A 25,955-nucleotide genomic window follows, 5' to 3' on the forward strand; every position below is an offset into this window, starting at 1 on the left:
GGAGGAGTCGGCGCAATCCGTCGGGCGCGCAACGCTCGTGCTGCCCGAGCGCCGGGCAAGCGCATTGTTATGCGCGGAACATCTGGCATCCGCACACCGACGCTGGCATAAATGAGCTTCATCGAGGGAGGCATCATGATGCAGAAGAACGCGCCGGACTTCAGCCTTGCGGGCAAGGTGACTTTGGTGACGGGAGCGAGCCGTGGCATCGGCCGGGCTTGCGCATTTGCCTGCGCCGCAGCAGGCTCCGATATTGTCCTGGGGGTCCGTGATATCGCAGCCTCAGCGGGCCTGGTCGCCGAACTCGAGCGCACGGGCCGAAAAGTTCTCCCGGTTGAACTGGATATTCCCAACAAGGCCCATATCGCACAGGCCGTCGACGCGGCGCTGGCCGCGTTCGGTCGGATCGACATCCTCGTCAACAATGTCGGCGTGGCTCCGGGCAATCTCGCGGAACTCGTCGAGGAGAAGGACCTTGACGAGATCCTCGATGTCAACATCAAGGGCACCTTTCTGATGACCCAGGCGGTCGGCCGTCACATGATCAAGCGCAATGGGGGCCGGATCATCAATATCAGCTCGCAGGCCGGTACCGTGGCGCTGCGTGGTGAGGCCATCTATTGCATGAGCAAGGCGGCAATCAATCACCTCACGCGCTGCCTTGCAGCCGAATGGGCACGCTACGATATCACCGTGAATACCGTATCGCCGACCTTCATTCATACCGACGGTACAGCACCTTTTCTATCCGATGCCGACAATCACAAAGCGACCCTCGGTCACATTCCGCTCGGTCGGATCGGTGAAACCGATGATGTGGTGGGTGCCGTAGTCTTCCTTGCATCACCGGCTGCAAGCCTGATCACCGGCGCAAACCTGCTGGTGGACGGCGGATGGTCCGTCGCCTGAGGCCGGGTCGGCTCCTGCAGCGCAAGTCCTATGCAAGCGAAAGCGACGTGCCCTGACAAGGGCGGCGTTGCATCATCTGCAAAGGCGATGGTGATCCAGCATTTCGACCATCGCACTGGCAATTTTTCAGTCTGTCGCGCGGCCCTTCACCCGGCCACCTTTACCTTCTTCGCAAACGGCACCCACAGCAGCGCGCAGGCCGTCAGCACCGCAACCACCATCCACGCCTCGTTGATTGCCTGAACACTCGCCGCCGTCTGCACCAGCGGATCGAGCATCGCCGTCGTATCCGCGTCGAACTCGCCGTGATGGCCCGCGACCGCCTGCAGCGGTGCGCCGACAAAGGCGGCAATGCCCGTGTCCCCCGCCTTCAGCCGCTCCCAGAGGCTGTCGCCGAGCGGTCCCGAGCGCGTATAGACGATAGTGTCGATCAGCGCGATGCCGATTGCACCGCCGAGATTACGCATCAGGTTGAACAGGCCGCTGGCGTCTGGAATGCGCTCCGGCGGCAGGGTGCCGAGCGCGAGGCGCGTCGGCGGCAGCAGGCAGAACATGATGGCGGTGCCGCGGATGACCTGCGGCCAGAACATCGCGTCGAAATCGGTCTGCGGGTCCTGAAAGGCGCTCATGCCAATGCCGATGGCAAAAAGCGTGAAACCGGCCGCAGACAGCAACCGCGCATCCATCCGTTTTTCGAGCGCCACCGCGATCGGCGCGGTGATGAGCTGGGCGATGCCCGTCACCAGCATCGTCATGCCGATTTCGAGCGCATTGTGCCCGCGCACGAAGGCGAGAAAGACCGGCATGAGATAGACCGAGCCGAAGAGGCCGATGCCGAGAATGAAGCTCATCGCAGAGCCCGCCAGAAAATTCCTGTCCCCGAAATTCCCGAGTTCGACCACGGGCAAGGCGCGATGCAGCGACCGCCACGCGAAGACAGCTCCCGCAACCACCGACAGGCAGATGAGGCCGGCGACGTAAAGCGAGGTCCAGCCGCTCGTCGGCGCTTCCTTCAGGCCGAGTTCCAGTGCCGCAAGGCTCGCCGCCATCAGGAGCAGCGAGACGATATCGAGATGCCACAGCTCGGAGAGATTGACGCCGTCGCGCGGAAGCGCGCGCATGGCAACGAGTGCCGCGACAATGCCGGGGATGATATTGATCAGAAACAGCCAGTGCCAGGAATAGGTCTCGGTCAGCCAGCCGCCGACGATCGGCCCGATGGTCGGCGCAAGCACCGCTAGAACGCCGGCGATCGTCGTCGCCAGCGCCTGCCGTTCGTCCGGAAACAGGATGAAGACGGCCGAAAACACAGAGGGAATGAGCGTGCCGCCGGAAAATCCCTGGATAACCCGCCACGCGACGAGCCCGCCAAAACTGTCGCTCGCCGCACAGCCCGCAGAGGCGATCACGAAGAACGACAGCGACACGACGAAGAGCCAGCGCATCGTCAGCAGGCGCGTGAGAAAACCCGTCAGCGGTATCGCCACCACTTCGGCGATGAGATAGGCAGTCTGCACCCAGCTCATCTGATCCGGATGGATATCAAGTGCCGACTGGATGGTCGGCAGCGAGGTCGCCACGACCTGAACGTCGAGGATGGCCATGAACATGCCGAGGCACATCGCCATGAAGCCGATCCACCGGAGGCTGTGGGGAACTGCTGATAAAACGGTTTGAGACCGGTCGGGCATGCAATGATCCTGCAAAAGCGTCGTTCTCAGGCGCGGCCTGGATGGCCGGAATCAACGCATGGCAGGCGACAATAGCAGGGCATGGCGCAGCATGCCAAAACACAATGGCAGGAGCCGCTTCGCCGCGCCGATGACGCGCTGCGGAACCCCACTATCAGCCGCGTCACGACGGGCGCATGGGCTTCGAACGGGAAGCGCCGTCATCGAGGAAAGGCGTTTCCATTCGCGGCAGCCATGCATGGGTGACAAGCCGCACCATGTGCGTTTTTCGAACATCAAGTGTTCGATCATATCGGTTTTCACATTGCCGCAAAGCATGTTTCATGCCCCTCGTACAAATGATCTGATCCATTCGGGAACAACAGCGCTGCCGTGACCGGCTTCGGCGCGACCACGCCCGCACGACCGCAAGAGGAAATGCCATGAAGGATGAACTGCGCGCGCTGGCTTCGCTTGCCGGCCCCTTCCCGCCATTCGATGCCGATGCCGTGCCCGACGACCCGCGCGATCTCTTCTCCGACTGGCTGCGCGATGCAATAGCGGCAGGCATCCGCGAACCGCATGCCATGGTGCTCTCGACGGTGGACGGGAACGGCGCGCCCGATGCCCGCCTTCTCATCCTGAAGAACCTCGATGCCAGGGGCTGGCATTTCGCAACGTCAGGCAACGGCCCCAAGGGCCGCCAGATCGCCCTCAACCCTTACGTTGCGTTGACCTTCTACTGGCCGGCGCTCGGCCGGCAGGTGCGGCTGCGCGGCACGGCTTTCGAAGCCGGCGAGCCGGAGCGCATGGCCGATTTCCGCAGCCGCTCGGCGAGTGCACGGGCCGCAGCCCTTGCCGGCCGGCAGAGCGAGCCGCTGTCCTCCCGCAGCGAACTCCACGCCGCCATCGACGAACAGGTCCGGCGCATCCAGGCCGAGCCGGATCTCGTAGCGCCGAACTGGCAGCTCTTCATCGCCATGCCGCATGAGGTGGAGTTCTGGCAGGGTGCAGAGGACCGGCGGCATCACCGCCTGCTCTATCGGCGGGAAAAGGCCGGCTGGCGGCGCGAAAGCCTCTGGCCCTAGGCCTTTCCTGGTCAGGCAGGCGATTACCGCGGCCTTTACCAGCGCCGGCGGCCCGAGACGCGCCTTACGGCAAATGCCGGCGCAAACGGCTGCCGGGCCGATGAGAGCAACGCCAGGACAAAATAATCAAGATTTCCGGAACCTGCCTCTTGCAATCGGTCGTGACGCGCATCATATCCCGGCTTCACCTGAAAACGAACTTGCGCTTGGTATCGACGTCGGTCGAGCCGCGTTCGAGCTTCACAGGACAAGGGCGCTCCCCGCAAGGGTCGAGCGCCCTTTTGATTCCGGCTCGTGGCCGCCGCTTCAGGCGTAAGGCGTCCCCTCGAGCGACGCCTTCACGCCAAGACTGCCCTGGTCGGTGAGTTCCAGAAACAGGGCCTTCGCTTTCCCCGTATCGCCGTGCTGCCGGAAGCTTCGGTGCGCCTCGATGAAGGCGACGCTCCAGGTGGCAAGCAGCATTGCGCTCGCAAGCCTTGCCGCGGGATCGTCAGCCGGTCGCCCCGCACTTTCGGCAAGCGCCGCCGCCAGTTCCCCCGCAATCTCGTCCCGGATCGCGCGCGCCCTCGCCTTCAGCGTTTCGCTGTTTTCCACCGTCTCGATGAAAGTCTGGCTCGCCGCCGAAAACAGCAGATAAGGCGTCTGCTGCCGCACAAGCTGATGCGCCAGCAGCCGCAATGCCTCGATCGGCGGCACCCCGCCATCGCGCTGCCGCAAGGCCGCGCGAAGTGTCTCGCGCGCCTCCTCGTCGCGATCGAAGAACATGTCTTCCTTGCGCGGGAAATGGTTGAAGACTGTCATTCGCCCGACATCGGCGGCCGCCGCAATCTCATCGACCGTCACATTCTCGAAGCCCCGCTCGAAAAACAGCCGGTCGGCGGCAAGCGAGATGGCGCGCCGGGTCGCAAGGCGCTTGCGGGATCTGCGATCCGAGGGTGCTTCGTCTGATGGCGTCGTCATGCGGCTTCCATAACAGGATTCATGTACTGAGTACACCGATGTTGACAGGCAGTGTTTCGCAGCCTATTACTGTACTCAGTACATATTAATATGCAGTACATCGATAGCAGATGGACGTGGATCCGTGCCCGGGACCGCGATCGGTCGAGCCTTGTCTGCATCCGCCGAAAGGAGAATCCCCAATGAAAGCCATTCAGTTCAGCCGCTATGGCGGCGCCGAGGTCCTCGATATCGTCGAGATCGATCCACCGCATCCCGGCCCCGGAGAGCTGCGCATCAGGGTGCGTGCAGCCGGCGTCAATCCCTCGGACTGGAAACGTCGCGAGGGACAATATCGCGCTTTCGAGGACGTCCGTTTTCCCTCCGGCGTCGGCGTCGAGGCCTCCGGCATCGTCGATGAAGTCGGCCCCGGCGTCGCCAGCACCTTCGTCGGCGATGCCGTCTTCGGCTATGGCCGGGCCACGATGGCCGAACATGCCATCCTCACCCACTGGGTCCACAAGCCCGACGACCTGCCCTTCGAGATCGCCGGCGGCCTGCCCGTAATATCGGAGACAGCCTGGCGCAGCCTTGATGAGCTCCACGTCAACGCCGGTGAGACGCTGCTTGTCAGCGGCGCCGCCGGCGGCATCGGCTCGGCCGTCATCCAGCTGGCGCGCATTCGGGGCATTACCGTAATCGGCACGGCAAGCCCGCAGAAACACGATTACCTGAAGAACCTCGGCGCCATCCCGACGACTTACGGGCCGGGCCTCGCCGATCGCGTGCGCCAGCTTGCGCCCGAGGGGATCGATGCGGCGCTCGATATCGCCGGCTCCGGCATCATCCCCGAGCTGATCGCCATGACCGGCGATCCCGCCCGCGTGCTGTCCGTCGCCGATTTCTCGGCGGAGGAATATGGCGCGAAATTCTCGCACGGACCGCCGAAGGAGCCCGAACGAGTGCTCGCCGATGTGGCACGGCTCTATTCCAGGGGCCAGTTCCGGCTGCACATCGAGCGAAGCTTTCCGCTCGAACAGACGGCTGAGGCCCAGACCATCAGCGCTGCCGGCCGCGTCACCGGCAAACTCATCATTTCCCCGTGAGCCAGACCATGAACAGACCCCTCATCGTCATCTTCACCGCCATCTGCCTCGATGCCGTCGGCATTGGCCTGATCTTCCCGATCCTCCCCCGTCTGCTTCAGGAGGTGACGCATTCAGCCGATATCGCCTTCTATATCGGCATCATGACCGCGCTCTATGCCGCCATGCAATTCGTCTTCGCCCCCGTGCTCGGCGCACTCAGCGACAGTATCGGCCGCCGTCCGGTGCTCCTGATTTCGCTTGCCGGCGCTGCCGTCAATTACGTCATCATGGCCTTTGCGCCCTCGCTCTCCCTGCTCTTTGCCGGCCGCGCCATCGCCGGCCTCACCAGCGCCAACATGTCGGTCGCATCCGCCTATATCACCGATATTTCGCCCGCCGATCAGCGCGCCCGTCGCTTCGGCCTGTTCAATGCCATGTTCGGCGCCGGTTTCATCATTGGACCGGTCCTCGGCGGCCTGCTCGGCGATTACTGGCTGCGCCTGCCCTTCATCGCCGCCGCCGTGCTCAACGCCGCAAACCTGCTGCTTGCCCTCTTCGTCCTTCCGGAATCCCGGGTGCCCTCCGGCCGGACGATAAATATCGCAGCCCTCAATCCGCTTGCACCCTTCAAACGGCTCGTCTCGATGAAGGCACTGCTGCCGATCGTGCTGGTCTATTTCGTCTTCAGTGCGGCCGGCGAATCCTACGGCACCTGCTGGGCGCTCTGGGGTTTCGATGCCTTCGGCTGGAACGGCGTCTCGATCGGCCTGTCGCTCGGCGCCTTCGGCATCTGCCAGACCGTTTGCCAGGCCTTCCTGCCAGGCCCCGCCACCCGCCTGCTCGGCGAGCGCTGGTCGGTGCTCACAGGCATCGCCGCCGCCTGCCTTGCCCTTCTTGTCATGGCCTTCGCGAACCAGGGCTGGATGATCTTCGCCATCATGCCTGTCTTCACCCTCGTCGGCATCGGCAACCCCGCCTTCCAGGCGCTTGCCACAAGCAGGGTTACCCCCGACCGGCAGGGTGAACTGCAGGGCCTGCTCGCCTCCACGATCAGCCTCGCCTCGATCATCGCGCCGCTGGGTTTCTCATCCCTCTATTTCCTCACGCGGGAGAACTGGCCGGGCGGCATCTGGCTCTCGGTGATCGCGCTTTATGCAGTCGCGGTGCCGCTTGTGCTGATAAGCACGAGAACCCGTGCCGTTGGAGAGGCCGTAAATGCTTGAAGGCTTTGCGTGACCAAAAGCCGCTGTCAGCGCTCGGGCAGCCCCGCCTGCCGCAAGCCCTCGGCCGTCCGGTCTGCCCATTCCGGCACGCCCCGAAACACGGGCCTCGACAGATATCGCTCGATTGTAAAATGCGGCTCGATCTGCAGCAGCTTGCCCGCGGCCCACCTGGCCGTCGTCAGGTCGCCACTCATCGCCGCCCAGGCCGCCATCATCCTGTAGCACCAGGTGACATCAGGATGTTTGTTGACGACCTCGCGGGCGATGGCAACGGCCTCGGAAAGGGAACCTGCCATGGCGAGCGAAAGGGCCATGCCCATCCGCATGTTGAATGTCAGCGGGTCTGCCGGGCTTAGCGTCAGAGCCCGTTCGAACCGTTCCGCAGCACCCGGCTCGCCCTTGTAGCTTGCAACCCAGCCATAGCGCGCCCATGCCCAGGCATTGTTCGGATCAAGCGCAAGGGCCCTTTCGAGATAGGCTGCCGCACGCTCCTGATCGCCGCAATGGCTGAGAGCCCCGCCGACCGCCGTCAGCGCCGTCGGATCATCATCGATGGAGCCCACTGCGGCCTCGACCGCCTTCAAGGAGCGTTCGAGGTCCCGCTCCGGTTCGTCGGTCCAGATGTAGCCGAGATGCTGTGCGTAGCACCATGACAGAAAGGCGTGAGCGCGGCCGTAAGCGGGGTCGATCGCGATGGCATCCTGCAGCAACGGTATCGCTCGCTCGTTCGTCGCCTTGCTCTGCCCCCAAAGGTACGGGTACGCGCGCATGACGAGATCGTAGGCCCGCAGGCTGTTTGGCGGCTTGCGCTTCGAAAGCTCGGTTTCAGCGCTGCGGATGGCCGGGTGGATGGCGCCGGCGACCTGGGCGGCGATCCTGTCCTGAAGCTCGAAAATATCCTCGGCCGCCCCCTCGTAGCGTTCGGACCAGAACTGCGTGCGCGTCTCGGTGTCCACCAGCTGCACCGAGATCCGCAGGCGGTCTCCGCCGCGCCGCACGGTGCCCTGGACCACGTAATTGACGCCAAATTCGCTCTCGAGGTCATGCACGTCGACGAAGCGGCCCTTGTAAGTGAAGGCGGACTGGCGCGCGATGACGAAGAATTCGCGAACGCGCGAAAGCGCCGCGGTGATTTCCTCCACGACGCCATCGACGAAATACTCATCGCCCTGACCGCTGAGATTGTCGAAGGGCATGACGACGATCGACGGCTGGTCCCTGCCGAAGCGCTGCGCAGGTGATGGCGTTGCTGGCCCTGTTCCTCTCGCTGATAGGGCATCCCCGCCTTCAGGCGCCTCCAGCAGCCAGTCGACCCGAAAGACGGATATCGGCCGGGGTATGTTCTTCATGGCGCGTTCGCCGAGGCTCGTCAGTACGAACGGAACCTTGCCATAGAGATGCTCGCGCACGGACCCGGAAATGCAGATGCCCGACGGCGGCGCCATCTCCTGCAGGCGCGCCGCAATATTGACGCCGTCGCCGAGCAGATCGTCGCCCGAAACGATGACATCGCCCAGATTGACGCCGATGCGGAATTCAAGACGGCGCTCCGCGGGTATGTCCTTCGGATTGCCGGCAAGGCGCCGCTGGATTGCGACCGCGCACCTGACAGCCTGAACAGCGCTTGCGAATTCGGCGACAAACCCGTCACCTGCTGTGCCGAAGATGCGGCCCTCATGCTCGCGCATGATCTCGGCTATCTGGCTGAGGCACAGGTTGAGGGTACGGATCGTGCCCTCCTCATCCAGCGCCGTAAGGCGGCTGAAACCGGCAACATCGGCGGAAAGGATGGCTGCGAGCTTTCGATCCACGGTGGTGGTTGCTCCTGCGGCATGGAGTACCGTTGGATGAATATGCGCGGATTTTGCGAGATTCATAGGGTTTTGTCGCAGCGAGAGCCCGCTTTCGGAACGGGCGCGAATAGCGGCTGGTACTTGTCAGCATGCCGAGCAGCCATGCGGGTGGTAAGTTCTGCCCCTTCGTGGTAGCAGGCGCGATACACAACGCACCTCTCCTATCCCTATGCCCGATGCTTCAACCTTCCTGACCTTTTTCATCGCACTCGCCGTTCTCGACATAACGCCTGGGCCAGACATGATGCTCATCGTCGCCCGCGGTGTCGGACAGGGGCGCAGGATCGCATTGCTCACCGTAGCGGGCATGGTTCTTGTGGCCGGTGTCGTGCAGGTCGGCCTTCTGGTTCTCGGGTTGGCATCCCTTCTGAAAGCCTATCCTTCGGCTCTGATCGTCCTTCAATGGGCTGGAGCGGCTTACCTCCTCTATCTCGGCGGCAGGATGATCTGGGCAAGCTTCAGGCATCATCCGGACGGTGGCGGCTTGAAGACGAAGCCTGTTTCGGGATGGACGGCCGTGCGCGAAGGCGCGCTCAACAATCTGACGAACCCGAAGTCACTACTCTTCATGTTCACCTTCCTTCCGCTCTTCGTCGATCCCAATGCAGGTCCGGTCTGGCTTCAGCTTCTGGTGCTGGGCTCGATTCAGAAGCTGACCGGCATCGTCTCACTCGGGGGCGTCGCCCTGGCATCCGGCTCGGTGGGCCAGTTCCTTCATCGCTGGCCGAAATTGCTTGCCTGGCAGGAGCGCTTCACCGGGCTCATCCTGATCGGTCTCGGCGTCAGACTGCTCGTCTCGGGCAATCCTGTGCCGGCGCCGACGGTTCGATAAAGAAGCGGTCGGCCTTCGCGGGATAGGCGAAAATGCGTCACATATCCTTCATCGTCCCCGGCTAGGCAGGCCGAAATCCGGAGACTGACCATGGACACGACCACCCAGCCAAACCGCCCGAAGATCGCCGAAACCGTCATCCACCCGACGGCAAGCCTCAGGGATTCGAGCATCGGCAAATGCTGCGAGATCCTGGAGCATACCTCCCTGCATACGGTCGAGCTCGGCGATTATTCCTATCTCGGCCAGCGCTGCATCGTCGGCGATGCCTCGATCGGGAAATTCTGCGCCATCGCCGCAGAGGTCAGGGTCGGCGCGCCCAATCACCCCATGGACCGCCCGTCCATGCACCGTTTCACCTATTGCCCGGAATATTACTCCGCCGATGCCGTGCGCGATCATTCCTTCTTCGCCGACAGAAAGGCGGACCGCGCCATCATCGGCAATGACGTCTGGATCGGCCACGGCGTCATCGTGCTTCCGGGCGTGACGGTCGGAGACGGCGCCGTGCTTGCGGCGGGCGCCGTCGTCACCAAGGACGTCGCGCCCTATACGATCGTCGGCGGCGTTCCCGCCAAATTCATCCGCGAGCGCTTTTCGCGAACGACAGCCGAAAAACTTGCCGCCATCGCCTGGTGGGACTGGCCGTTCGAGACCATCATGGAGCGTCTCGCCGAATTTCAATCCAGTGATATCGAGGCTTTCTGCGAGCGCTGGTCCGAGCCTGCCCATCTTGCGCAAGAGAGTGAGGATCGCCGGTCATGAGCGATGAAAGGCATCAGCATAGTGCGGCCTGCCACTGCGGCCGCGTGAAATTCCGGGTCCGGCTGGCGGATGAGTTCAACACGATCCGCCGCTGCACGTGCTCCTACTGCCGCATGCGCGGCGCCATCGCCGTCTCTGCCGATCTCAAGGATATCGAGTTCGTGGAGGGCGAAGACAACCTGACGCTCTATCAATTCAACACCCGGACGGCGAAGCACTATTTCTGCAGGACCTGCGGCATCTACACCCATCATCAGCGCCGCTCCAATCCAAACCAGTTCGGCATCAATGTCGCCTGCATCGAAGGCTTCAGCCCCTTCGATTTTCCGGAGGTCCAGGTCATGGATGGCGTCTCCCATCCCGCGGATTCCGGCTCTGCCGCAAGGGTCGCCGGGATTATCCGCTTCGAACAGGCAAAGTGAGCATCGCCACGCCGGCTTTTGCGCCGCTGGCGTGAGACGAGGCCCGGGCATTCGCCGGGCCTCGCTGATTGCGCCGGATACGGGGCCGCGCCCGTCAGTAGTCCCAGAAGATCGGCACCCAGCGAAACGCGTCGCCGTCGACAGCCACATGGCCGATGGACGGGAACGGCAGGTGGGTCGCCACCAGCAATTCGCCGGTCGCGGCCAGCTCGCGCAGAAGCCGGACGCGGACGCGGACCGCCCCCTCGGGGTCGTGCTCGAAACCGTTGAACCAGTCGGGATGCTCGAACCCGACCGCGAACACGGCATCGCCGGCAAACATCAGCTTGTCGCCGCCGGAGGCCACCCGGACGACGCTATGGCCGGGCGTATGGCCGCCTGTACGGGATACGACCACGCCCGGCGCCACTTCATACTCTTCGTCGAACAGCCGCAGCTGGCTCTGGTATTCCGTGCTGAAGCGCTTGGCAGCCGCCCGAAGCGCATCCGGAAAGCCCGGCGGCATGGAAACGTGCGAGAAATCCGGCGCTTCCCAGAATTTGACCTCTGCGGCAGCGACATGGATCCGCAGGTCCTTGCGCAGCCTTTCCTTGACCCCTTCGACCAGCAGCCCGCCGACATGGTCCATATGCATATGGGTCAGCACGACGTCGGTCACGGATCCAAGATCGATACCTGCAGCCTCCAGCCGCTTGATCAGCTGCCCTGCCCGCGGCAGGTTCAGGTCCGGGTCGATCCCCAGGCCGGCATCGACGAGGATGGTCTGGTCGCCGCTGCGCACCACGACCACGTTCAGCGACCAGTCGAAAGCATCCGGCGGCAGGAACATATCGCCCAGCCAGCCGGCTCGCACGGCCGGGTCGGCATTGTGGCCGAGCATCTTGGTCGGCAGCGGCAGCACCCCGTCGCTGACCACCATCACCTCGATCTCGCCGATATTAAGCGCATAGCGCGACGGAACCAGTTCGCCGGTCTTCGCTCCAACGGAGGGCGAAGCGTTTTGCGAAGACATATGTGTCTGCTGCGGCCCGGCGCTCCGGGCTTTTGTTTCTAACTGCGACATCACGCACTCCTGTGTTGTGTGGACATCAGCCCGTCACTCTCCATTCGCCGATACGCAGACGTGGCGTATCGGCATGGATCCGGCACTCGAATCTCACGTTCCAGACGCTTCCTTTTTCGAGCGCTTCTTCTGTGGCTGCCCCCAACAAGTACAGCCGCCCTCGGGCGCCGGTAATCCAAACTTACGTTTAAGAAGCAACGGCTGACGGGATGCCGCCTTCGGATCACGGTTTCAAAGCGATCGGCTTCCGGTTCAAACAGGAAACGAAATCAGGCCCTTGCCATCAAAGCCAGGCTCTTGCGCCTTCCCACTATCAAGGAGCTATCAAGCCGAGTTGGACGCCAGATGCGTAGGGCTCGTTCCCGTCTGTCGTCTGAGCATGGTGATGCGCTGGGCGATCCCCGCCCACGGACGGCGGCCAGCATTCGCCTAGCGAGGGCCCGCCGCCAAAACCGGCTGGAGAGCATCGAGCAGAGCGCCGGGTGATACCGGCGGGCTATCAGCATCCCATGCGTTCTGGAACTCGGCGATTTCTATCCCGACGAAGTCCTGTTCTGCGATAACCTCGCAGCAGGCCCGCACATCCTCCAGCGAAAGGCCGCCTTCGCATTGATAGTCTGTCGGCACGATGCCCGGCTCCAGAACATCGCAGTCGAAATGCACGTAGACGGGACGGCCGGCGATCGCGGTCCTGAGGTCGTTCGCAAGATCGGCCCCGGGTTTGATATGCGGTATGCCGTGTGTTGCGATCAGATCCAGTTCATAGGGATCGAGGTCACGTTGACCGACGAGAACGACCTGGTCCAGGCCGAGACCTGCACCGAGACCGGACGCCCAGAGGCCAAGCGGCCCCGCAAGCGCCAGCCCGCCGAGATAACCGGTGGGGCTGGCCTCCGGTGGGTTCAGGTCGCCATGCGCATCGAACCATACGATGCAGGCTGCGGGACGATGTTTCGCAACGGCCGGAAGGGTCGCCAGCGAGACCGCGCACCGGCTGGTGGCGGCAATCGACACTGCGCCTGCGGCCAGCACCTCCTCAAATCGGGACTGTAACTTCTTGAGCGAAGGCAGTGCCGCGTCGAGCTCTTCGCGCCACCCGCCGTTCGTGGCGGGTTCGGGAGTGCCGATTACTGTGGGAGAAATGCCGGTCCGGCGTTGCAATTCCTCGCCGATCGCCTTGGCACCCGGCATCGCCAGATCGTTGTGATCTCCTGCGCGCCCCTGGAACACGGTATATTCAGCTTTTCCAGCCACCGTCTGCAACCTTGCAATGTGTTGTTCCCACCCGTTTAGCCGGTTTCCAGGCGGAAAGCGAGACGGTCTGCAGGTGCCGCCCTAGCCCGGGAAAGGCTCCAGCGTCCCGAACCAGGCAACGAGCGCAACAACACAGACGGCGATCATGATCTCGCCCACGGTCCCCGCCGCCAGCGCTTTTCCGGCCGAATGCGACCGGCCCATCAGCGGCACCAGCCCGTAGCGGTTGAAGACGGCGATCAGCATCATCAGCACGGCAAGCGCGATCTTCAGGGAGAGCAGCCGCTGATAGGCGACGCTCCAGTCGAGCGGCAGCCCGCCGATGATCAGCAGGCTGTTTGCCACGCCGGATAAAATGACCAGCGCCACGGCCACATGCCCCGCCCTCGAGAAGCGGATCAGCGCCGTCAGGGCATCCGCTCCCGCCATCCCGTCTCCAAGCCGGCAAAGCACGAGCGCCACGGGGATCAGCGCGCCCACCCAGGCGCCGCCCGCGAGCACGTGCACCATGTCGTTCGCCCGGTGCAGCACCCGCAGCCATCCGTCGTTCATGGCCGCATGGCCGGTCAGCGACAGGCCGCAGAGCAGCAGGCCCGAAACGATGGCAGTCGCGGCAACCTTCCGCCGTAACGGCAGCAATGTCACCAGAAGGAGAAGAGCGGCAAATGCCGCCTGCCAGGCCCAGGCCGTGCCGATGGAGGTTGCCGTCAGCACCGATATCATCACATCGCCATCCAGCCCGTCCGCCCAGCCATTGCCGATCATGGCGCAGCGCACCGGCAGCAGCGCCAGCGTGGCGAGGACGGCCAGCACCACCGCCGCAATCCGCCAGGCCGCAAGCCGCGCCCAGATGCTGGCGCTCAGGCGCTCTGGCACGAGCAGCCACAGATAGGCAGCGCTGCCCCAGAGAAACAGGGCAGCTCCGTCAAAGACGAAACGGCAGGCGATGTTGGCGATATCCGGTGTCATCAGGGCTTTACGGTGAAGGTGAAGTTGCCCTCTGTCTTGTGCCCATCGGTCGAAAGCACATGCCAGTCGACCGTATAGCTGCCGGGCGCGAGCCTGTCGGACACCGGCACCATCAGCACCTTGTCGCCGTCCATGAGCATGACATCGCCGAGCTTGACCTCGCCCTTATCGGGGCCGGTGACGGTGACGCCGCTGAACTTGAGGTTCAGTTCCTCGGTGAAGGTGAGATCGAGTTCGCCGGGGGATGCAACGGCTGCCTTGTCTGCCGGCACGGAGCTTTTCAGATGCGCATGGGCGAATGCCTGGCCGGCAAGGGCAATGCTTGCGATGGTGGCAACGGAGAGAATGCGGGTCAGTCGTGACATCGGATTATGCCTTTCGGTTCATGGGGACAGGCGATGGCGCGTTTGGCCCTCGCTGAGTTAGACAGTCGGAGAGCGGATTTATTCCCCTCGATGCCGGAGTTTGTTGCCGGGAACCGCTTTTCACTGGGCGCGATCCCCTTGCTCGTTGCCATGCTCGGGCCATCTCACGCGCCTCCTCCGCCCAGCAACACATCACGGATCTTCGCCAGCGCCTCGTCACGATCCGTTCCATACGGAATCAACCCCTTCAGTCGTCCGTCGGCACCGATCAGCAGCAGCGAAACCGTATGGCTCATGTGATAATTGCCGTCCTCGGACGGCAGTTTCGCCGCATGGATGAACCAGCCGTCCGAAACCTTCCTCATCTCTTCCGGCGTGCCGGTAATACCCATGATCCGGCTCGAGAAGGCGGTGACATAATCATGCATCACCTCCTGCGTGTCGCGCTCCGGATCGATGGAGAAGAAATAGGCCTTCAGCGCCCTGCCCTGATCGCCGAGTGTGCCCAGCCAGTCGGCGACCTCGTAAAGCGTCGTCGGGCAGGCCTCCGGGCAATGCGTATAGCCGAAATAGACGAGCGCCGGATGGCCCCGGAAGATCGACTGGTCGACCGCGTTGCCCCTGTCATCGACCAGCGAAAACTGCCGGTCGAAAGGCCCCGTCCTCGGCTCCGAAAGATAGAGCGAAACCATCAGCGCGACGAGCGCGCCGACGAAGACCGCACTTGCGGCAAGGCCCGTGATGGCAAGGCTCTTCTGTCTCATTGCCCATGCCCCTCATGGCCGCCCTGACCGGCGTCGCCTGCCTCGGCCGCCATCATGACGGTGCCCTCGAAGCTCGCAAACGTCGCCAGCACTTTGGGGTCGAGCCTGGCCTCGGCATCGGCGAGATCCGCCGCCAGCGCCCTGGCATCGTCAGCCGAAAGCCCGGCCTTCTCCAGCGCTGCGGCCTCCCGGATGCCGTCACCGCTGCAGAGAAAGACGCTCCAGCCATGATGGCCCTTCTTCAGCAGTGCGCGGCCGCCGCGCCCATCCTGCTGCCAGCCGGCTATCGCCCAGTCGTTCCTGACGACCACGGGCAGGATTGTCAGAGGCTTGTCCGGCCGTTCGAACATGGTTTTCAGCGTCTCGGGGATCGCCTCCTCAGGCGGCGGCCCCGACATGTCCATGCCCTCCATGCCAGGCATATTCATCGGCCCATGGTCCATGCTGCCATGGTCCATGCCCCCGGCACCGCCGACATCGTCGAGCGGCCCGGCGATCTTGCCGACGGCGAAATCGACGGTGATGTCACCGGCCTTCTCGAAGCGCAGCACCGCGCGGATCGTCTCGCCCTGCCTGAAGGGCTTGGCCACGTCCTGGAACATCAGGTGGTAGTTCGGCGCGAGCGTGATTGTCTGCCCGGCCGGAATGGCGAGCCCGCCTTTCAGCTCACGCATGGTCATGATGCCGTTCGCCATGGTCATCTGGTGCAGCTGCACCGTCTTTGCCCGGTCCGAGCTTGCGGCAACAAGCCGGTCCGGCTCACCGCCGCTATTGGTGATAACGAGATAGCCGTCGCCGACCTTGGCGCCCGGCACCATGGAATGCGAGGCCGCATGCTCGATGCGGATAGTGTCCTGCGCCGCCGCACCGGTCGCAATCAGCAGGCCAAGGACGAGAGAAACTAAGGTCTTCATCATCCCCTCCTCAGGCAAAGGCGCGCTTCAGCGGCGGCACGAAGCGGATCACCGTCTGGTCGAGGGCGATCATCAGCAGGATCGTGAGGCCGCTCATCGGAAAGGCGATGGCGAAGGCGAGCACGATGGCCCATAGCCCGAAATAGACCGAGCGCCGCGGCGGCATCGGTGGCACGCCGAGCCGGCCGGTCGGCCGCCGCTTCCACCACATCACGATGCCGGTTGTGCAGGAGAGAATGATGGCAAGGCAGGTCGCCAGCATCAGCAACTGGTTGAGGAGCCCGAATTCCTGCCCCTGATGCACGTTGACGCCCCATTCGATCGCCCGGCCGAGGAAAGGATATTGCCCGAAGGAGAGATCGATGAGCGGCTTGCCGGAATACTGGTCGATGTGAAGCGTGCGCTCCTTGGTCAGGTCGTCGGGATAGATCGCCGCCGTATAGACGCCGCTCTCGCTGCCGGGAATGGCAAGATCGAAGCCCGGCGCCATGCCGAGACTGCGTGCAATCTCCACCGCCCGATCGAGCCCGATCGGCTTCTTCGACTGCGCGGCCGCAATCTCCGACAGCGGCACCGGCGCCTTCTCGACGATCCAGCCGGCCTTGGGCAGGATATCCTCGGTCACCTTCTGCGATTTCGGCACGGCATCCCAGAGCTGCACCGGATAGCCGAGATCGTGGCTCGTCAGCCAGGCATTGACATTGGCTCCCCAATAGCCGGACCAGGGCATGCCCGTCATCGCCATGAAGAAGATCAGGATGCCGGCAAATGCGCCCGTCACAGCATGCAGATCCCGCCAGAAGACCCGCCGCGAAGGCGTGCCGCGCACGGTGACCACCCCACCCGCCTGCCGCCGCGGCCACCAGAGATAGATGCCGGTCACGACCAGCACCATGGCAAAGCCGCCCGTGATCTCGATCAGCTTGTTGGGCATGCCCCCGAAGAGCGCGAGGCTGTGTATGCGCTTGACGACATAATTGAATTCCTCGGTCGTTCCGACGGTATCCAGCACCTTGCCGTCATAGGGATTGACGAAGACCAGCGTCGAGCCGGCATCCGAAGACGCCGTGACGATCGCCGACCGGTCAGGCCCGGCCGGATCCTTGTAGGAACTCGCAACCGAGCCCGGTACGGCTGCCGCCGCCAGATCGGCGATCCTTTGCGGCGCAAGCGGCTCGCCTGCAGGCTGCACGACGTAACGATAGGCAAAGACCGAATTGTTGATCTCGTCCTTGAAGAGATAGAGCGAGCCGGTAATGGCAAGGTTCAGCAGGAAGGGAATGACGAGCAGGCCGGCGAAAAAATGCCAGCGCCAGATCGCGCGATAGAGCGAAACGCCCGAGACGGCGTTCTCTGCCTCAGTGGCAGTGATGATAGACATGGAAGTAGATCCGGATCCTCGGCCGGCTCAACACAGCCCGGCCATGATTGCAGGAGGCATCACGGCCCGTGCCGCAATGCGGGTTCAGGCAAGGATCGGATTGGCAGGCGGGGCACGCGGCCCCGTATTCGGCGGGAAAAGCTCGCGATGAAAGGCTTCGACGCGGCGCGGCAGTTCGACGGCAACCGTGAAGCCGATCCGCGCACCGGTGATATCGGCAGGCTGCGGCAGCACGACGGAGGCACTGATACGGCAGGCTTCGCACGGATTGAGATGCGCGATCTTGCCGTGTTCCTTGCCGCTGTCGTCGGTGACGGTGACACAAAGCGTGGGCAGCGTACCGTCGGGCAGCACATATTGGGCAAGTGCCGCAGGGCTCAGGTCATTTTCGGCGGCGGCGGGTATCTGGTGTGCAAGACCGACGAAGACGAGCGCGATGGTGCACAGAATGCGCACCAGCCATTGCTCGATCCCGTTCAGACGGTGTTGCATCGTTCCCCTGCGCCGAAAGGCCCCTACCTCAGCATCGAATCCGTGATAGCGGCATCGGAGGGAAAGCTCAATGCGACATTCGTTCGCCGCGGCGAGAACGGTTCACATGCGATGCGAAAGCTCGTCCCGATGCCGCTCGTAGGCGTGCCTGGCATCGGCCAGCGCTTCGTCGATATTGTGCGACCGGCCGGCCAGCGGCAGATCGCCCAGCGTCCCATCGGCAATCAGCAGGCGCCACCCCCAGGGTTTTGCCATCGACAGGCTCTCGCTGCTGCCGGCGATCGTTCCGATATATTGGCCTTCGACAGTCAGGTGGAAGATATTCGGCTCGCCTGACGGCACAAGCGCGAAATTCGCGCCTTGCGGATGTCCGGTCATGACAATGCTCCCACTGATGATGATCGAGCCGAACCGCCCCGCCGTAGCTTTGTTCCAGAAAACCCCTCAGCCGGCGGCGATGAATGCGCCGACGGTAATGACGACAGCCACCGACACGATCAGGCCGATATAGATCGACATATGCTTGACCTGATATTTCGCCGCCGGCGTCATGGCGCTGCCTCCACGGGTATCCCGCCCTCGCCGGGATCGGGCGACGGTTCGTCATTGTCAGGCTTGTCCGGCGCGGGCTCCTTGACGGGCGGAGCGGGTTTTCCGGGTGGCGGAACGGGGACCGACGGAGGTTCCGGCGCCAGGATCCTGATGGCTGTGACAGGACTTGTCATGGTCTCATCCTCCGACTTGCGTGACAGGCTTTCATGACGAACCCAACGGGGCCGGAGCTGCAATGTTCCAGAGAGGGATTTCCGGCCGGCGGGAACCTCGGCCGCCTCATCAGTTTCAAAAGCCATTTCGAAGGGAAAGCCTGCTTCCTGCCGATTTCCCGGACCAGCTTGCCGTTGCAGAAAAAGATCCGCCGCCGCGGGCCGATCGAGCCCGGCAGCGCGGTCTGTCCCGCGCTGCCCTTGAGAAAAGACCGGGGCCCGCCGTGCCTGCCCTTCAACTCACATTTCCTGTTCCCACCAGCCGCGAGTGTTCACGTTGGCGGCGTCAGCGAGCGCTTCCAGTTCCGCAATATCGTTGCCGGAGAGCGTCATGGTGCGGGCTCGGGCCAGACCATCGACATAGTCGGGCCTGGTGACGCCGATGATCGGCGTCGCACCCTTGGCGATCGCCCAGGCTGTCGCGACATCGGGAGCTGCCGCACCCTGGCTCTGGCCAATCGAGACGAGCTTGTCCGTCAGCGCCTTTAGCTGGGACAGCATGCCATTGTAGGCATTCGCCCGGTTGCTGCCTTCGGGCAGCGGGTTCTCCGGACTGTATTTGCCGCTGAGGGCGCCCTGTTCGAGCACCATATAGGCGAAGAACGGGATACCCTGATGGCGGCAGTGGTCCAGGATGCCGGCATTCTCGGAGCCGCGGTAAAGGAGGCTGTAGTGGTTCTGGATGGCCTCGACCCGGAATCCGGCCTCTCCGAGGATCCGGTTGGCGAACTCGATTTCGCCGAGGTTGTGGTTCGAGACGCCGACATGTTTGACCTTCCCGCTCTTGAGCAACGGGATCAGGTAGGGAGTCCAACGCGCCACATCTGCCGGATTGTGAATCCAGTAAAGGTCGATGTAGTCGGTGCCGAGGCGCACCAGGCTCTGCTCCAGCATGTCTGCCACGGGATCATCGCCGGTCCCCGCAGCCTGCGGGGTGAACTTCGTCGAGAGCTGGTAGTCGCTGCGGGCGTAGCGTTTCAGGACCTCCCCGAGCACGGTCTCCGAACGGCCCATGCCGTATACCATGGCGGTGTCCCACAGGGTGAAGCCGGCCGCATGCGCCTTGTCGGCAATGTCTTCGAGGCCAGCCCGGGTCAAAGGGCTGCCGAAATAGCCGTCGCCAGCCTCGCCGCTGTCGCCCCAGGCCCAGGTCCCCAGTGCGACCGGGGGGATCTTCAGATTATCTGATGTCATGTTCGCTCCTGCTTGTTCTGCCGCCAGGTTTGCTGTGACCCGGGCAGTGCTCACATCATGATGCGCAGCGAAGCCGCACCGTTAGCCCGATACGCCGGGATTTCTGCCCAATCCTCCAGAAGCCGCTGCTCGCATTGCCGCCCTTCCGCGCATATGCAATGGTCGCCTCATGGAAATACTGACCGAAATCTCCACGTTGATTGCCCGGCATGTCTCGAAGGATGGCTTCCACGCCACCCCGATCGAGCGTGTGACGCTTGCTCGATCCTCCACGGTGACGATGCCGATGCCGAATGTCTATCGGCCGCAACTGTGCCTCGTCGCCCAGGGGCAAAAGGAGGTCACGCTGGGCAACCACGTATTCAGATATGCACCGGGCCGCTATGGGATCGTGACCTACGACTTGCCGGTGACGGGCCAGGTTGTCGAGGCGACGCCTGACAAGCCCTATCTCTGCCTGTTCATCGATTTCGATCCGGTCATGCTTGGGGAGTTGGCGTTGCGCGTGCCGCCGCCGCCGGGAACGCCCTTCCAGCCCATCGGCAAGACCGTGTCCGACGCCGGCGCCGGCCTGCTCGACGCGGCGCTGCGCCTGTTGCGCCTGCTCGACGATCCGGCGGCGCTGCCCGTGCTCGGGCCGCTTGCCGAGCAGGAAATTCTTTATCGCCTGCTTGCCGGCCCTGATGGCGCCAGGATGCGCTACATCACCTCCAGCCAGGGTCGGGTGGCCCAGGTCGGCCGCGCCATCGCCTGGATCGGGCAGAATTTCCGGGAACGCTTCAGCATCGAGCGGCTTGCCGCGGAAGTCGGCATGAGTCCCTCAAGCCTGCACGAGCACTTCCGCGCCGTAACGGCGATGACGCCGCTGCAATTCCAGAAGCAGCTCCGTCTGCAGGACGCACGCAGCCTGATGCTGGTCCAGGACATGGACATCGCGACTGTGGCCTTCCTCGTCGGTTACGAGAGCCCTTCGCAGTTCAGTCGCGAATATCGCCGCCACTTTGGCGAGCCACCGGCGCGCGACATAGCCCGCTTGCGCGCTTCGCCCGGCCTGGCCGTGGTCGCTTGAGTTCGGCTCCAGCGGCCATCCGCCGCTCGAGCGACCGGGCTTATTGGGCGCGACCGCGGCAAACTTCCCGGCAGCTTTACCTCGCCGCAAGCGATCCTTGGCCCGATTGACCGCAGGCCCTAGGCCGTCGGCTCGAAAACCGCGCGGTTCTGGTTGACAAAGGCCTCGATCGTCATCGACGAGGCCGTCAATGCCTATATTGAAGGCGCCCGGGCCGGCGGCAAGGCCGTACCCTCCTGCCCCATCTCCTCCCTCGGCAGCGAACTCGCCCGCTCCGGCCCTTCCGGCACCAGAGCCAGCCGCCGCGACGGAATTGCCGCCTTCGCCACGCTCGTCGGCGCGCTGACCTTGGCGAAGAGATGGCGGAGGAAATTCTGGATGTCGCCAGACTGAAGCTGCACCGCGCTGAGTGAGCCTGTCCATGCGGCCCTCTTGCGAATCGCATAAGTCTGTGCTTATGTGTTGTCATGATGGAACATGATATCTTTCGCGCTCTCGCCGACCCGACCCGCCGCACGATCTTCGAAAAGCTGGCGAACGGCAGCATGAATGCCAGCGCCCTTCGCCAGGGCATGGATATCAGCCAGCCGGCCATGTCCCAGCATCTCGCGGTGCTGCGGTCGGCACGGCTGGTGCGCGAACAGAAGGAGGGCCGTTTCGTGAATTACGAGGTCGATCCCGAGGGGCTTGCCCTCATCGCCCAATGGCTGGCGAAATACCGCGCCTACTGGCCAGCCCGTATCGATGCTCTGAAGCTCTTGCTGAAGGATATGGACCAATGAACGAGATGAAGGCCGAGATACAGGCCAGGGCGCCGCAAGCCGGCTTCGAACAGAAATACGAGCTGGATGCGCCGCCGGAAAAGGTCTGGCGGGCGATCAGCATTGCGGAATTCCGCGAGAAATGGCTGCCGAAGGAAGCGCTTGCCGAGCCGCAATCCGTCTCGGAGACGCCGGGCAAGGAAATCCGCTACCGAATGCGCGACGATGCCCCGCCCTACCTCGAAAGCACGGTCACCTTCACGATCGCGCCGAATGCAGCCGGCGGAACCAGTCTGCGGATCGTCCACGAGCTGACCGGCGCCACTGTCGAGCAGCTGAGGAAATCGGTCGCCAACGGCAACAGCCGGACCATGATGCTCGCCGCCTGACGCGGCAGGCCTCTCCCCATCAATCACCGGAAAATTGGAGTTCGCCGATGCGCGAAGCGATGCAACTCGTCCCTATGGTCGTCGAACAATCCTCCCGAGGGGAGCGATCCTTCGACATCTATTCCCGCCTCCTGCGCGAGCGGATCATCTTTCTGAACGGCGAGATCAACGACACGGTCTCCGCCCTCGTCTGCGCCCAGCTTCTGTTCCTCGAAGCGGAGAACCCGAAGAAGCCGATCAATCTCTATATCAACTCGCCGGGCGGCGTCGTCACCAGCGGTTTTGCCATGTACGACACGATGCGCTTCATCCGCGCACCGGTGCACACGCTCTGCATGGGAACGGCGCGCTCGATGGGCTCCTTCCTGCTGATGGCCGGCCAGCCGGGCGAACGGGCGGCCCTGCCCAATGCCAGCATCCTCATCCACCAGCCCCTCGGCGGCTTCCAGGGACAAGCGTCCGACATCTTCATCCATGCCGAAGAAATCCGGAAGATCAAGCTGCGCATGACCGGCCTCTACGCCGAGCATTGCGGGCGATCCTATGATGAGTTCGAACAGGCGATGGACCGCGACCGCTTCATGACGGCCGAGGAAGCCCTGGAATGGGGCCTCATCGACCGTATTCTGCAGGATCGCGAAGAACCGACGGAGGCCATGCCGGAATAGTCGATGCCATCTATCGATGACATCGACTCCGTTCGGTTAAGCCTCAGCCGCCGGCCTTGAGCGCCGTATTGCAGAGGCTCCAGTAGCCGCCGCCCTTCTGGATCCATTTCAGATCGTTCAGCGTGCCGGCATCCTTGTTGGCATGGTAGCTGTCGACGCAAGTATGCAGCCGGCCCTTGCCGGGCGTTTCGCTTGCATATTTCTTGTCGATCGCCTTCGGCATGGTCACGCCCTTGGGCGCCTTCATCGTCGCCTTTTCGGGCTCCTTGTCCGTCGTTGCGGCGACTGCCTTGTCATCGGCGGCATCTTCGGCGGCCGCATCCGCGCCGCAGAATTTCGCCCGGAAATCGTTCCACTTCATGTCCTTGGCCGAGCCATCGGCCTTGGCCGTCTGATATTTGGCGCTGCATTCCTTCATGGTCAGCGCAGAGGCCGGGGAGACGAAGAAGGCGGCGGCAATCAACGCTCCGGCGGAAGCGGGCACAAGCAATCTCGCAATCATGGGATATCCTCGGTTGGGGGCAGTCAAGGCACGCACGTCATCGGGGCCGCGCATCACCGTGGCCCCGCATCTTCCAGGCTTACGAAACGGTACCATTGGGCGTTGCCGCATCGACCGCTTGCGGCAGATGCTCGGCAAGCAGCTTGGAGACCTCGTCGGTGTTGACGCCGAACTTGGCGGCAAGGTCGCGCAGCTGATCGGAGGACAAGGCTGCCTCGATCTGTTCTGCCGATACCGGGAGATTGTGGCCGGTGCCGATCCAGGATGAAACCTGCTGGCCGAGACCCGCCGAGTTGAGCTGGGAGACAATGCCCTGCAGGCCGCCGGCATTGTCGAATATTCTGGTTGCAACCGCGACGTAATCGACTTGCCTGCCGGCAAGCACGTCAGAGAGAACGCCGCCTAAGCCATCGAAAATACTCATGGTTACTCCTCCGACCATCAGTAGATTCTACATTAGCACGAAGTCAAATTAGTGTCATTGCGGATTTGCAGGACCAAGGGTCGCACCGGGCACCGATCTTGCAGGCACCCTCGCCCTTGCCCTAAATATGTGAGGCAGCCGCCGCATTCCCTTTCACTCCTGAAGACAGATCAGCAATGAAGCGTCACGATTTCGATGATCTCGCCGCCTTCCTCATCGTTGCCGAGGAGCGCAGCTTCACCAGGGCCGCCGCCCGGCTCGGCATCTCTTCCTCCGGTCTCAGCCACATGATGCGCCAGCTGGAGGAGCGGCTCGGCATGCGCCTTCTCGCCCGCACCACCCGCAGCGTGGCCACGACAGAGGCTGGCGAGCGCCTGCTCCTCACCCTCCAGCCCGCTTTTGCCGAGATCAATCGCGGCCTGCAGGAACTCGGCAATCTCAGGGAAAAGCCCTCCGGCACCGTGCGCATCACCGCGGGCAAACATGCCGCGACATCGCTCGTCATGCCGATCCTGCCGGCGTTTCACCGCACCTACCCGGATATCCGCGTGGAGCTCATCATCGGCGATCGGTTCGAGGATATCGTCGCCTCGCGCTTCGATGCCGGCATTCGCTTCGGCGAACGCATCGACAAGGATATGGTGGGCCTGCGCATCGGGCCGGATATCCGCGCGGCGATCGTCGGCTCGCCCGAATATTTCGCCCGCCACCCGATACCGAAAACCCCGCGCGACCTCGCCGACCACGATTGCGTGACCTATTACATGACCTCTGTAGGAGGCGCCTATGCCTGGGAATTCACCGAGGACGGCCGCGATATCGAAGTGAAGGTCTCGGGCAGCTTCATGGTCAACGATTCGGACATGATGGTCGAAGCGGCGCTGTCAGGCTCCGGCCTCGTCTATGTCTTCGAGGATTTTACCGCCGAGCATATCAGAAGCGGTCGGCTGATCCGCGTGCTGGAAGACTATTGCCCGCCATTCACCGGCTATTCCATCTATTATCCGAGCCGGCGACAGATGCCACCGGCCCTTTCTGTCTTCGTGGAAGCGCTGCGCGCCATTCCGAAACGGTGAGCGACGTCAGGCCGCCTGCGCCGCCGGCATCGTTGCCATGTCGATGACGAAACGGTAGCGCACATCGCCGCGCTCCATCCGCTCGAAGGCCTTGGCGATATCGCCCATGGCAATGATCTCGCATTCCGGCAGGATGTTCTTGCGGCCGCAGAAATCCAGCATTTCCTGCGTCTGCCTGATCCCGCCGCTCGGCGTGCCGGCAATGCGCCGGCGCCCCCTGATCAGCGACAGGTTGCTGAATTTCGGCGTATCGACCAGCGAGCCGGCAATGACCAGCGTGCCGTCAGAATCGAGCGTGTCGAGATAGGGGCCGAGATCATGCTCGTAAGGCACGGTATCGATGATCACATCGAAGGCGAAGGCCGCAGCCTCCATCGCCTTGGCATCGGTCGACAGCAGCACCTTGTCGGCACCGAGTTCGCGTGCCGTCGCGACCTTGCCCGCCGAGCGCGTCAGAACCGTCACCTCAGCACCGAGCGCCGAAGCGAACTTGACGGCGAGATGCCCGAGCCCGCCAAGCCCGATCACGCCCACCCGGCTGCCGGGGCCGACATTCCACGTACGCAGCGGCGAATAGGTGGTAATCCCGGCGCAGAGCAGCGGCCCGACCCGCGAAAGATCCAGCCCGTCGGGCACGCTGAGAACGAATTCCTCGCGCACGACGATATGATCTGAATAGCCGCCATAGGTGGTCTCGCCCGTCACCCGGTCCTGGCCATTATAGGTGACGGTCACACCCTTGTAGCACATCTGCTCTTCATTGCGCCGGCAGTTGGGGCACTCCATGCAGCTGTCGACGATCGTGCCGACGGCAACATTGTCGCCCGCCTTGAAGCGTGAAACGGCGCTCCCGACGGCAGATACCCGCCCGACGATCTCATGGCCCGGCACGACCGGATAGGCCGAAAAGCCCCAGTCGTTGCGGGCCATGTGCAGGTCCGTATGGCAGACGCCGCAATAGAGAATATCGATCGCCACGTCCTCTGGACGCAGGTCCCGGCGGTCGAAAGAGAAAGGTTGCAACGGCGTGTTCGCATCGGTTGCGGCAAATGCTGATGTTCTCAATGGCTTATCCCTTGCAAGGCTGTTGAAAGCTGACGGACACCGGAAGCTGTGC

At 63.3% G+C, this 25,955-nt stretch carries 30 protein-coding genes; 13 read left to right on the forward strand and 17 right to left on the reverse strand.

What is annotated here, in order from left to right; translation table 11 throughout:
• Positions 1-138 precede the first annotated feature (138 nt).
• Positions 139-909, forward strand: coding sequence for an SDR family NAD(P)-dependent oxidoreductase (locus tag FHX06_RS01040; protein WP_183878376.1), 771 nt, complete (start codon positions 139-141; stop codon positions 907-909).
• A gap of 146 nt (positions 910-1,055) precedes the next feature.
• Here the strand turns inward: FHX06_RS01040 and FHX06_RS01045 are convergent, their stop codons facing one another.
• A complete protein-coding gene (locus tag FHX06_RS01045; RefSeq protein ID WP_183877716.1) occupies positions 1,056-2,600 on the reverse strand; it encodes a DHA2 family efflux MFS transporter permease subunit in 1,545 nt (514 codons plus the stop codon).
• 422 nt (positions 2,601-3,022) lie between these two features.
• Here FHX06_RS01045 and FHX06_RS01050 point away from each other — a divergent pair, with 422 nt between their 5' ends.
• Positions 3,023-3,667, forward strand: a complete 645-nt coding sequence (locus tag FHX06_RS01050; RefSeq protein ID WP_183877718.1) for a pyridoxal 5'-phosphate synthase — start codon at positions 3,023-3,025, stop codon at positions 3,665-3,667.
• Positions 3,668-3,973: 306 nt separating this feature from the next.
• On the opposite strand, the gene FHX06_RS01055 is transcribed toward FHX06_RS01050, so the two are convergent.
• The gene (locus tag FHX06_RS01055; RefSeq protein WP_113203921.1) at positions 3,974-4,627 is read right to left on the reverse strand and encodes a TetR/AcrR family transcriptional regulator; all 654 of its coding nucleotides are present in this window, start codon (positions 4,625-4,627) and stop codon (positions 3,974-3,976) included.
• 182 nt (positions 4,628-4,809) lie between these two features.
• On the opposite strand from FHX06_RS01055, the gene FHX06_RS01060 reads away from it, so the two are divergent.
• Together FHX06_RS01060 and FHX06_RS01065 are read left to right on the forward strand one after the other, a co-directional pair.
• The gene (locus FHX06_RS01060) at positions 4,810-5,712 is read left to right on the forward strand and encodes an NADP-dependent oxidoreductase (RefSeq protein ID WP_183877720.1); all 903 of its coding nucleotides are present in this window, start codon (positions 4,810-4,812) and stop codon (positions 5,710-5,712) included.
• Between the two features lie 8 nt (positions 5,713-5,720).
• Positions 5,721-6,917, forward strand: coding sequence for a TCR/Tet family MFS transporter (locus FHX06_RS01065; protein WP_183877722.1), 1,197 nt, complete (start codon positions 5,721-5,723; stop codon positions 6,915-6,917).
• Positions 6,918-6,943: 26 nt separating this feature from the next.
• Here the strand turns inward: FHX06_RS01065 and FHX06_RS01070 are convergent, their stop codons facing one another.
• Positions 6,944-8,728 carry an adenylate/guanylate cyclase domain-containing protein gene (locus FHX06_RS01070; RefSeq protein WP_183877724.1) on the reverse strand — a complete coding sequence of 595 codons (1,785 nt, stop codon included), beginning with the start codon at positions 8,726-8,728 and terminating at the stop codon, positions 6,944-6,946.
• Between the two features lie 211 nt (positions 8,729-8,939).
• Between FHX06_RS01070 and FHX06_RS01075 the strand changes: the two genes are divergently transcribed.
• The 3 genes from FHX06_RS01075 (at position 8,940) to FHX06_RS01085 (ending at position 10,789) form a co-directional block, all read left to right on the forward strand.
• The gene (locus FHX06_RS01075; protein WP_183877726.1) at positions 8,940-9,602 is read left to right on the forward strand and encodes a LysE family translocator; all 663 of its coding nucleotides are present in this window, start codon (positions 8,940-8,942) and stop codon (positions 9,600-9,602) included.
• A gap of 90 nt (positions 9,603-9,692) precedes the next feature.
• Positions 9,693-10,367 carry a DapH/DapD/GlmU-related protein gene (locus tag FHX06_RS01080; RefSeq protein ID WP_183877728.1) on the forward strand — a complete coding sequence of 225 codons (675 nt, stop codon included), beginning with the start codon at positions 9,693-9,695 and terminating at the stop codon, positions 10,365-10,367.
• Entirely contained in the window at positions 10,364-10,789 is a 426-nt protein-coding gene (locus FHX06_RS01085) for a GFA family protein (protein WP_018115064.1), read from the forward strand. The genes FHX06_RS01080 and FHX06_RS01085 overlap by 4 nt, the downstream gene beginning before the upstream one ends.
• Before the next feature lie 94 nt (positions 10,790-10,883).
• Here the strand turns inward: FHX06_RS01085 and FHX06_RS01090 are convergent, their stop codons facing one another.
• The 11 genes from FHX06_RS01090 to FHX06_RS01140 form a co-directional block, all read right to left on the reverse strand.
• A complete protein-coding gene (locus FHX06_RS01090) occupies positions 10,884-11,801 on the reverse strand; it encodes an MBL fold metallo-hydrolase (protein WP_246715460.1) in 918 nt (305 codons plus the stop codon).
• Positions 11,802-12,281: 480 nt separating this feature from the next.
• Complete coding sequence (locus FHX06_RS01095) at positions 12,282-13,106, reverse strand: arginase family protein (RefSeq protein WP_183877732.1); 825 nt, start codon at positions 13,104-13,106, stop codon at positions 12,282-12,284.
• Positions 13,107-13,187: 81 nt separating this feature from the next.
• Positions 13,188-14,075: a copper homeostasis membrane protein CopD gene (copD, locus tag FHX06_RS01100; RefSeq protein WP_183877734.1), complete on the reverse strand. Its 888-nt coding sequence runs from the start codon at positions 14,073-14,075 to the stop codon at positions 13,188-13,190.
• Positions 14,075-14,440 carry a copper homeostasis periplasmic binding protein CopC gene (gene copC, locus FHX06_RS01105; protein WP_183877736.1) on the reverse strand — a complete coding sequence of 122 codons (366 nt, stop codon included), beginning with the start codon at positions 14,438-14,440 and terminating at the stop codon, positions 14,075-14,077. The genes copD and copC overlap by 1 nt, the downstream gene beginning before the upstream one ends.
• 164 nt (positions 14,441-14,604) lie before the next feature.
• Entirely contained in the window at positions 14,605-15,204 is a 600-nt protein-coding gene (locus FHX06_RS01110) for an SCO family protein (protein WP_112969471.1), read from the reverse strand.
• On the reverse strand, positions 15,201-16,121 hold the full coding sequence (locus FHX06_RS01115; RefSeq protein ID WP_246715461.1) for a copper uptake system-associated protein: 921 nt from the start codon (positions 16,119-16,121) through the stop codon (positions 15,201-15,203). The genes FHX06_RS01110 and FHX06_RS01115 overlap by 4 nt, the downstream gene beginning before the upstream one ends.
• Positions 16,122-16,128: 7 nt before the next feature.
• Complete coding sequence (locus tag FHX06_RS01120) at positions 16,129-17,499, reverse strand: PepSY-associated TM helix domain-containing protein (protein ID WP_183877738.1); 1,371 nt, start codon at positions 17,497-17,499, stop codon at positions 16,129-16,131.
• 84 nt (positions 17,500-17,583) lie between these two features.
• A complete protein-coding gene (locus FHX06_RS01125) occupies positions 17,584-17,991 on the reverse strand; it encodes a hypothetical protein (protein ID WP_113115021.1) in 408 nt (135 codons plus the stop codon).
• A gap of 102 nt (positions 17,992-18,093) precedes the next feature.
• Positions 18,094-18,369 carry a hypothetical protein gene (locus FHX06_RS01130; RefSeq protein ID WP_113147307.1) on the reverse strand — a complete coding sequence of 92 codons (276 nt, stop codon included), beginning with the start codon at positions 18,367-18,369 and terminating at the stop codon, positions 18,094-18,096.
• Between the two features lie 170 nt (positions 18,370-18,539).
• Positions 18,540-18,716, reverse strand: a complete 177-nt coding sequence (locus FHX06_RS01135; protein ID WP_162733363.1) for a hypothetical protein — start codon at positions 18,714-18,716, stop codon at positions 18,540-18,542.
• Positions 18,717-18,995: 279 nt separating this feature from the next.
• Positions 18,996-19,949 carry an aldo/keto reductase gene (locus tag FHX06_RS01140; protein ID WP_183877741.1) on the reverse strand — a complete coding sequence of 318 codons (954 nt, stop codon included), beginning with the start codon at positions 19,947-19,949 and terminating at the stop codon, positions 18,996-18,998.
• A gap of 169 nt (positions 19,950-20,118) precedes the next feature.
• On the opposite strand from FHX06_RS01140, the gene FHX06_RS01145 reads away from it, so the two are divergent.
• The 5 genes from FHX06_RS01145 (at position 20,119) to FHX06_RS01165 (ending at position 22,836) form a co-directional block, all read left to right on the forward strand.
• Positions 20,119-21,018 carry an AraC family transcriptional regulator gene (locus tag FHX06_RS01145; RefSeq protein ID WP_183877743.1) on the forward strand — a complete coding sequence of 300 codons (900 nt, stop codon included), beginning with the start codon at positions 20,119-20,121 and terminating at the stop codon, positions 21,016-21,018.
• Positions 21,019-21,171: 153 nt separating this feature from the next.
• Positions 21,172-21,411 carry a hypothetical protein gene (locus tag FHX06_RS01150; RefSeq protein ID WP_183877745.1) on the forward strand — a complete coding sequence of 80 codons (240 nt, stop codon included), beginning with the start codon at positions 21,172-21,174 and terminating at the stop codon, positions 21,409-21,411.
• A gap of 74 nt (positions 21,412-21,485) precedes the next feature.
• The gene (locus FHX06_RS01155) at positions 21,486-21,800 is read left to right on the forward strand and encodes an ArsR/SmtB family transcription factor (protein ID WP_018115049.1); all 315 of its coding nucleotides are present in this window, start codon (positions 21,486-21,488) and stop codon (positions 21,798-21,800) included.
• Positions 21,797-22,168: an SRPBCC domain-containing protein gene (locus tag FHX06_RS01160; RefSeq protein ID WP_113210497.1), complete on the forward strand. Its 372-nt coding sequence runs from the start codon at positions 21,797-21,799 to the stop codon at positions 22,166-22,168. The genes FHX06_RS01155 and FHX06_RS01160 overlap by 4 nt, the downstream gene beginning before the upstream one ends.
• 47 nt (positions 22,169-22,215) lie before the next feature.
• Positions 22,216-22,836: an ATP-dependent Clp protease proteolytic subunit gene (locus FHX06_RS01165; protein WP_112969464.1), complete on the forward strand. Its 621-nt coding sequence runs from the start codon at positions 22,216-22,218 to the stop codon at positions 22,834-22,836.
• A 43-nt stretch (positions 22,837-22,879) separates the two neighbouring features.
• Here FHX06_RS01165 and FHX06_RS01170 read toward each other — a convergent pair whose 3' ends face one another.
• Complete coding sequence (locus FHX06_RS01170) at positions 22,880-23,338, reverse strand: hypothetical protein (RefSeq protein WP_112969463.1); 459 nt, start codon at positions 23,336-23,338, stop codon at positions 22,880-22,882.
• A gap of 79 nt (positions 23,339-23,417) precedes the next feature.
• On the reverse strand, positions 23,418-23,762 hold the full coding sequence (locus tag FHX06_RS01175; RefSeq protein WP_018115045.1) for a YidB family protein: 345 nt from the start codon (positions 23,760-23,762) through the stop codon (positions 23,418-23,420).
• 176 nt (positions 23,763-23,938) lie between these two features.
• Between FHX06_RS01175 and FHX06_RS01180 the strand changes: the two genes are divergently transcribed.
• Positions 23,939-24,838, forward strand: coding sequence for a LysR family transcriptional regulator (locus tag FHX06_RS01180; protein WP_113115026.1), 900 nt, complete (start codon positions 23,939-23,941; stop codon positions 24,836-24,838).
• A 6-nt stretch (positions 24,839-24,844) separates the two neighbouring features.
• On the opposite strand, the gene FHX06_RS01185 is transcribed toward FHX06_RS01180, so the two are convergent.
• Positions 24,845-25,903, reverse strand: a complete 1,059-nt coding sequence (locus tag FHX06_RS01185; RefSeq protein WP_113210496.1) for an NAD(P)-dependent alcohol dehydrogenase — start codon at positions 25,901-25,903, stop codon at positions 24,845-24,847.
• Positions 25,904-25,955: the final 52 nt, after the last annotated feature.

Source organism: Rhizobium sp. BK512, from assembly GCF_014194915.1.
Taxonomy (GTDB): Bacteria; Pseudomonadota; Alphaproteobacteria; order Rhizobiales; family Rhizobiaceae; genus Rhizobium.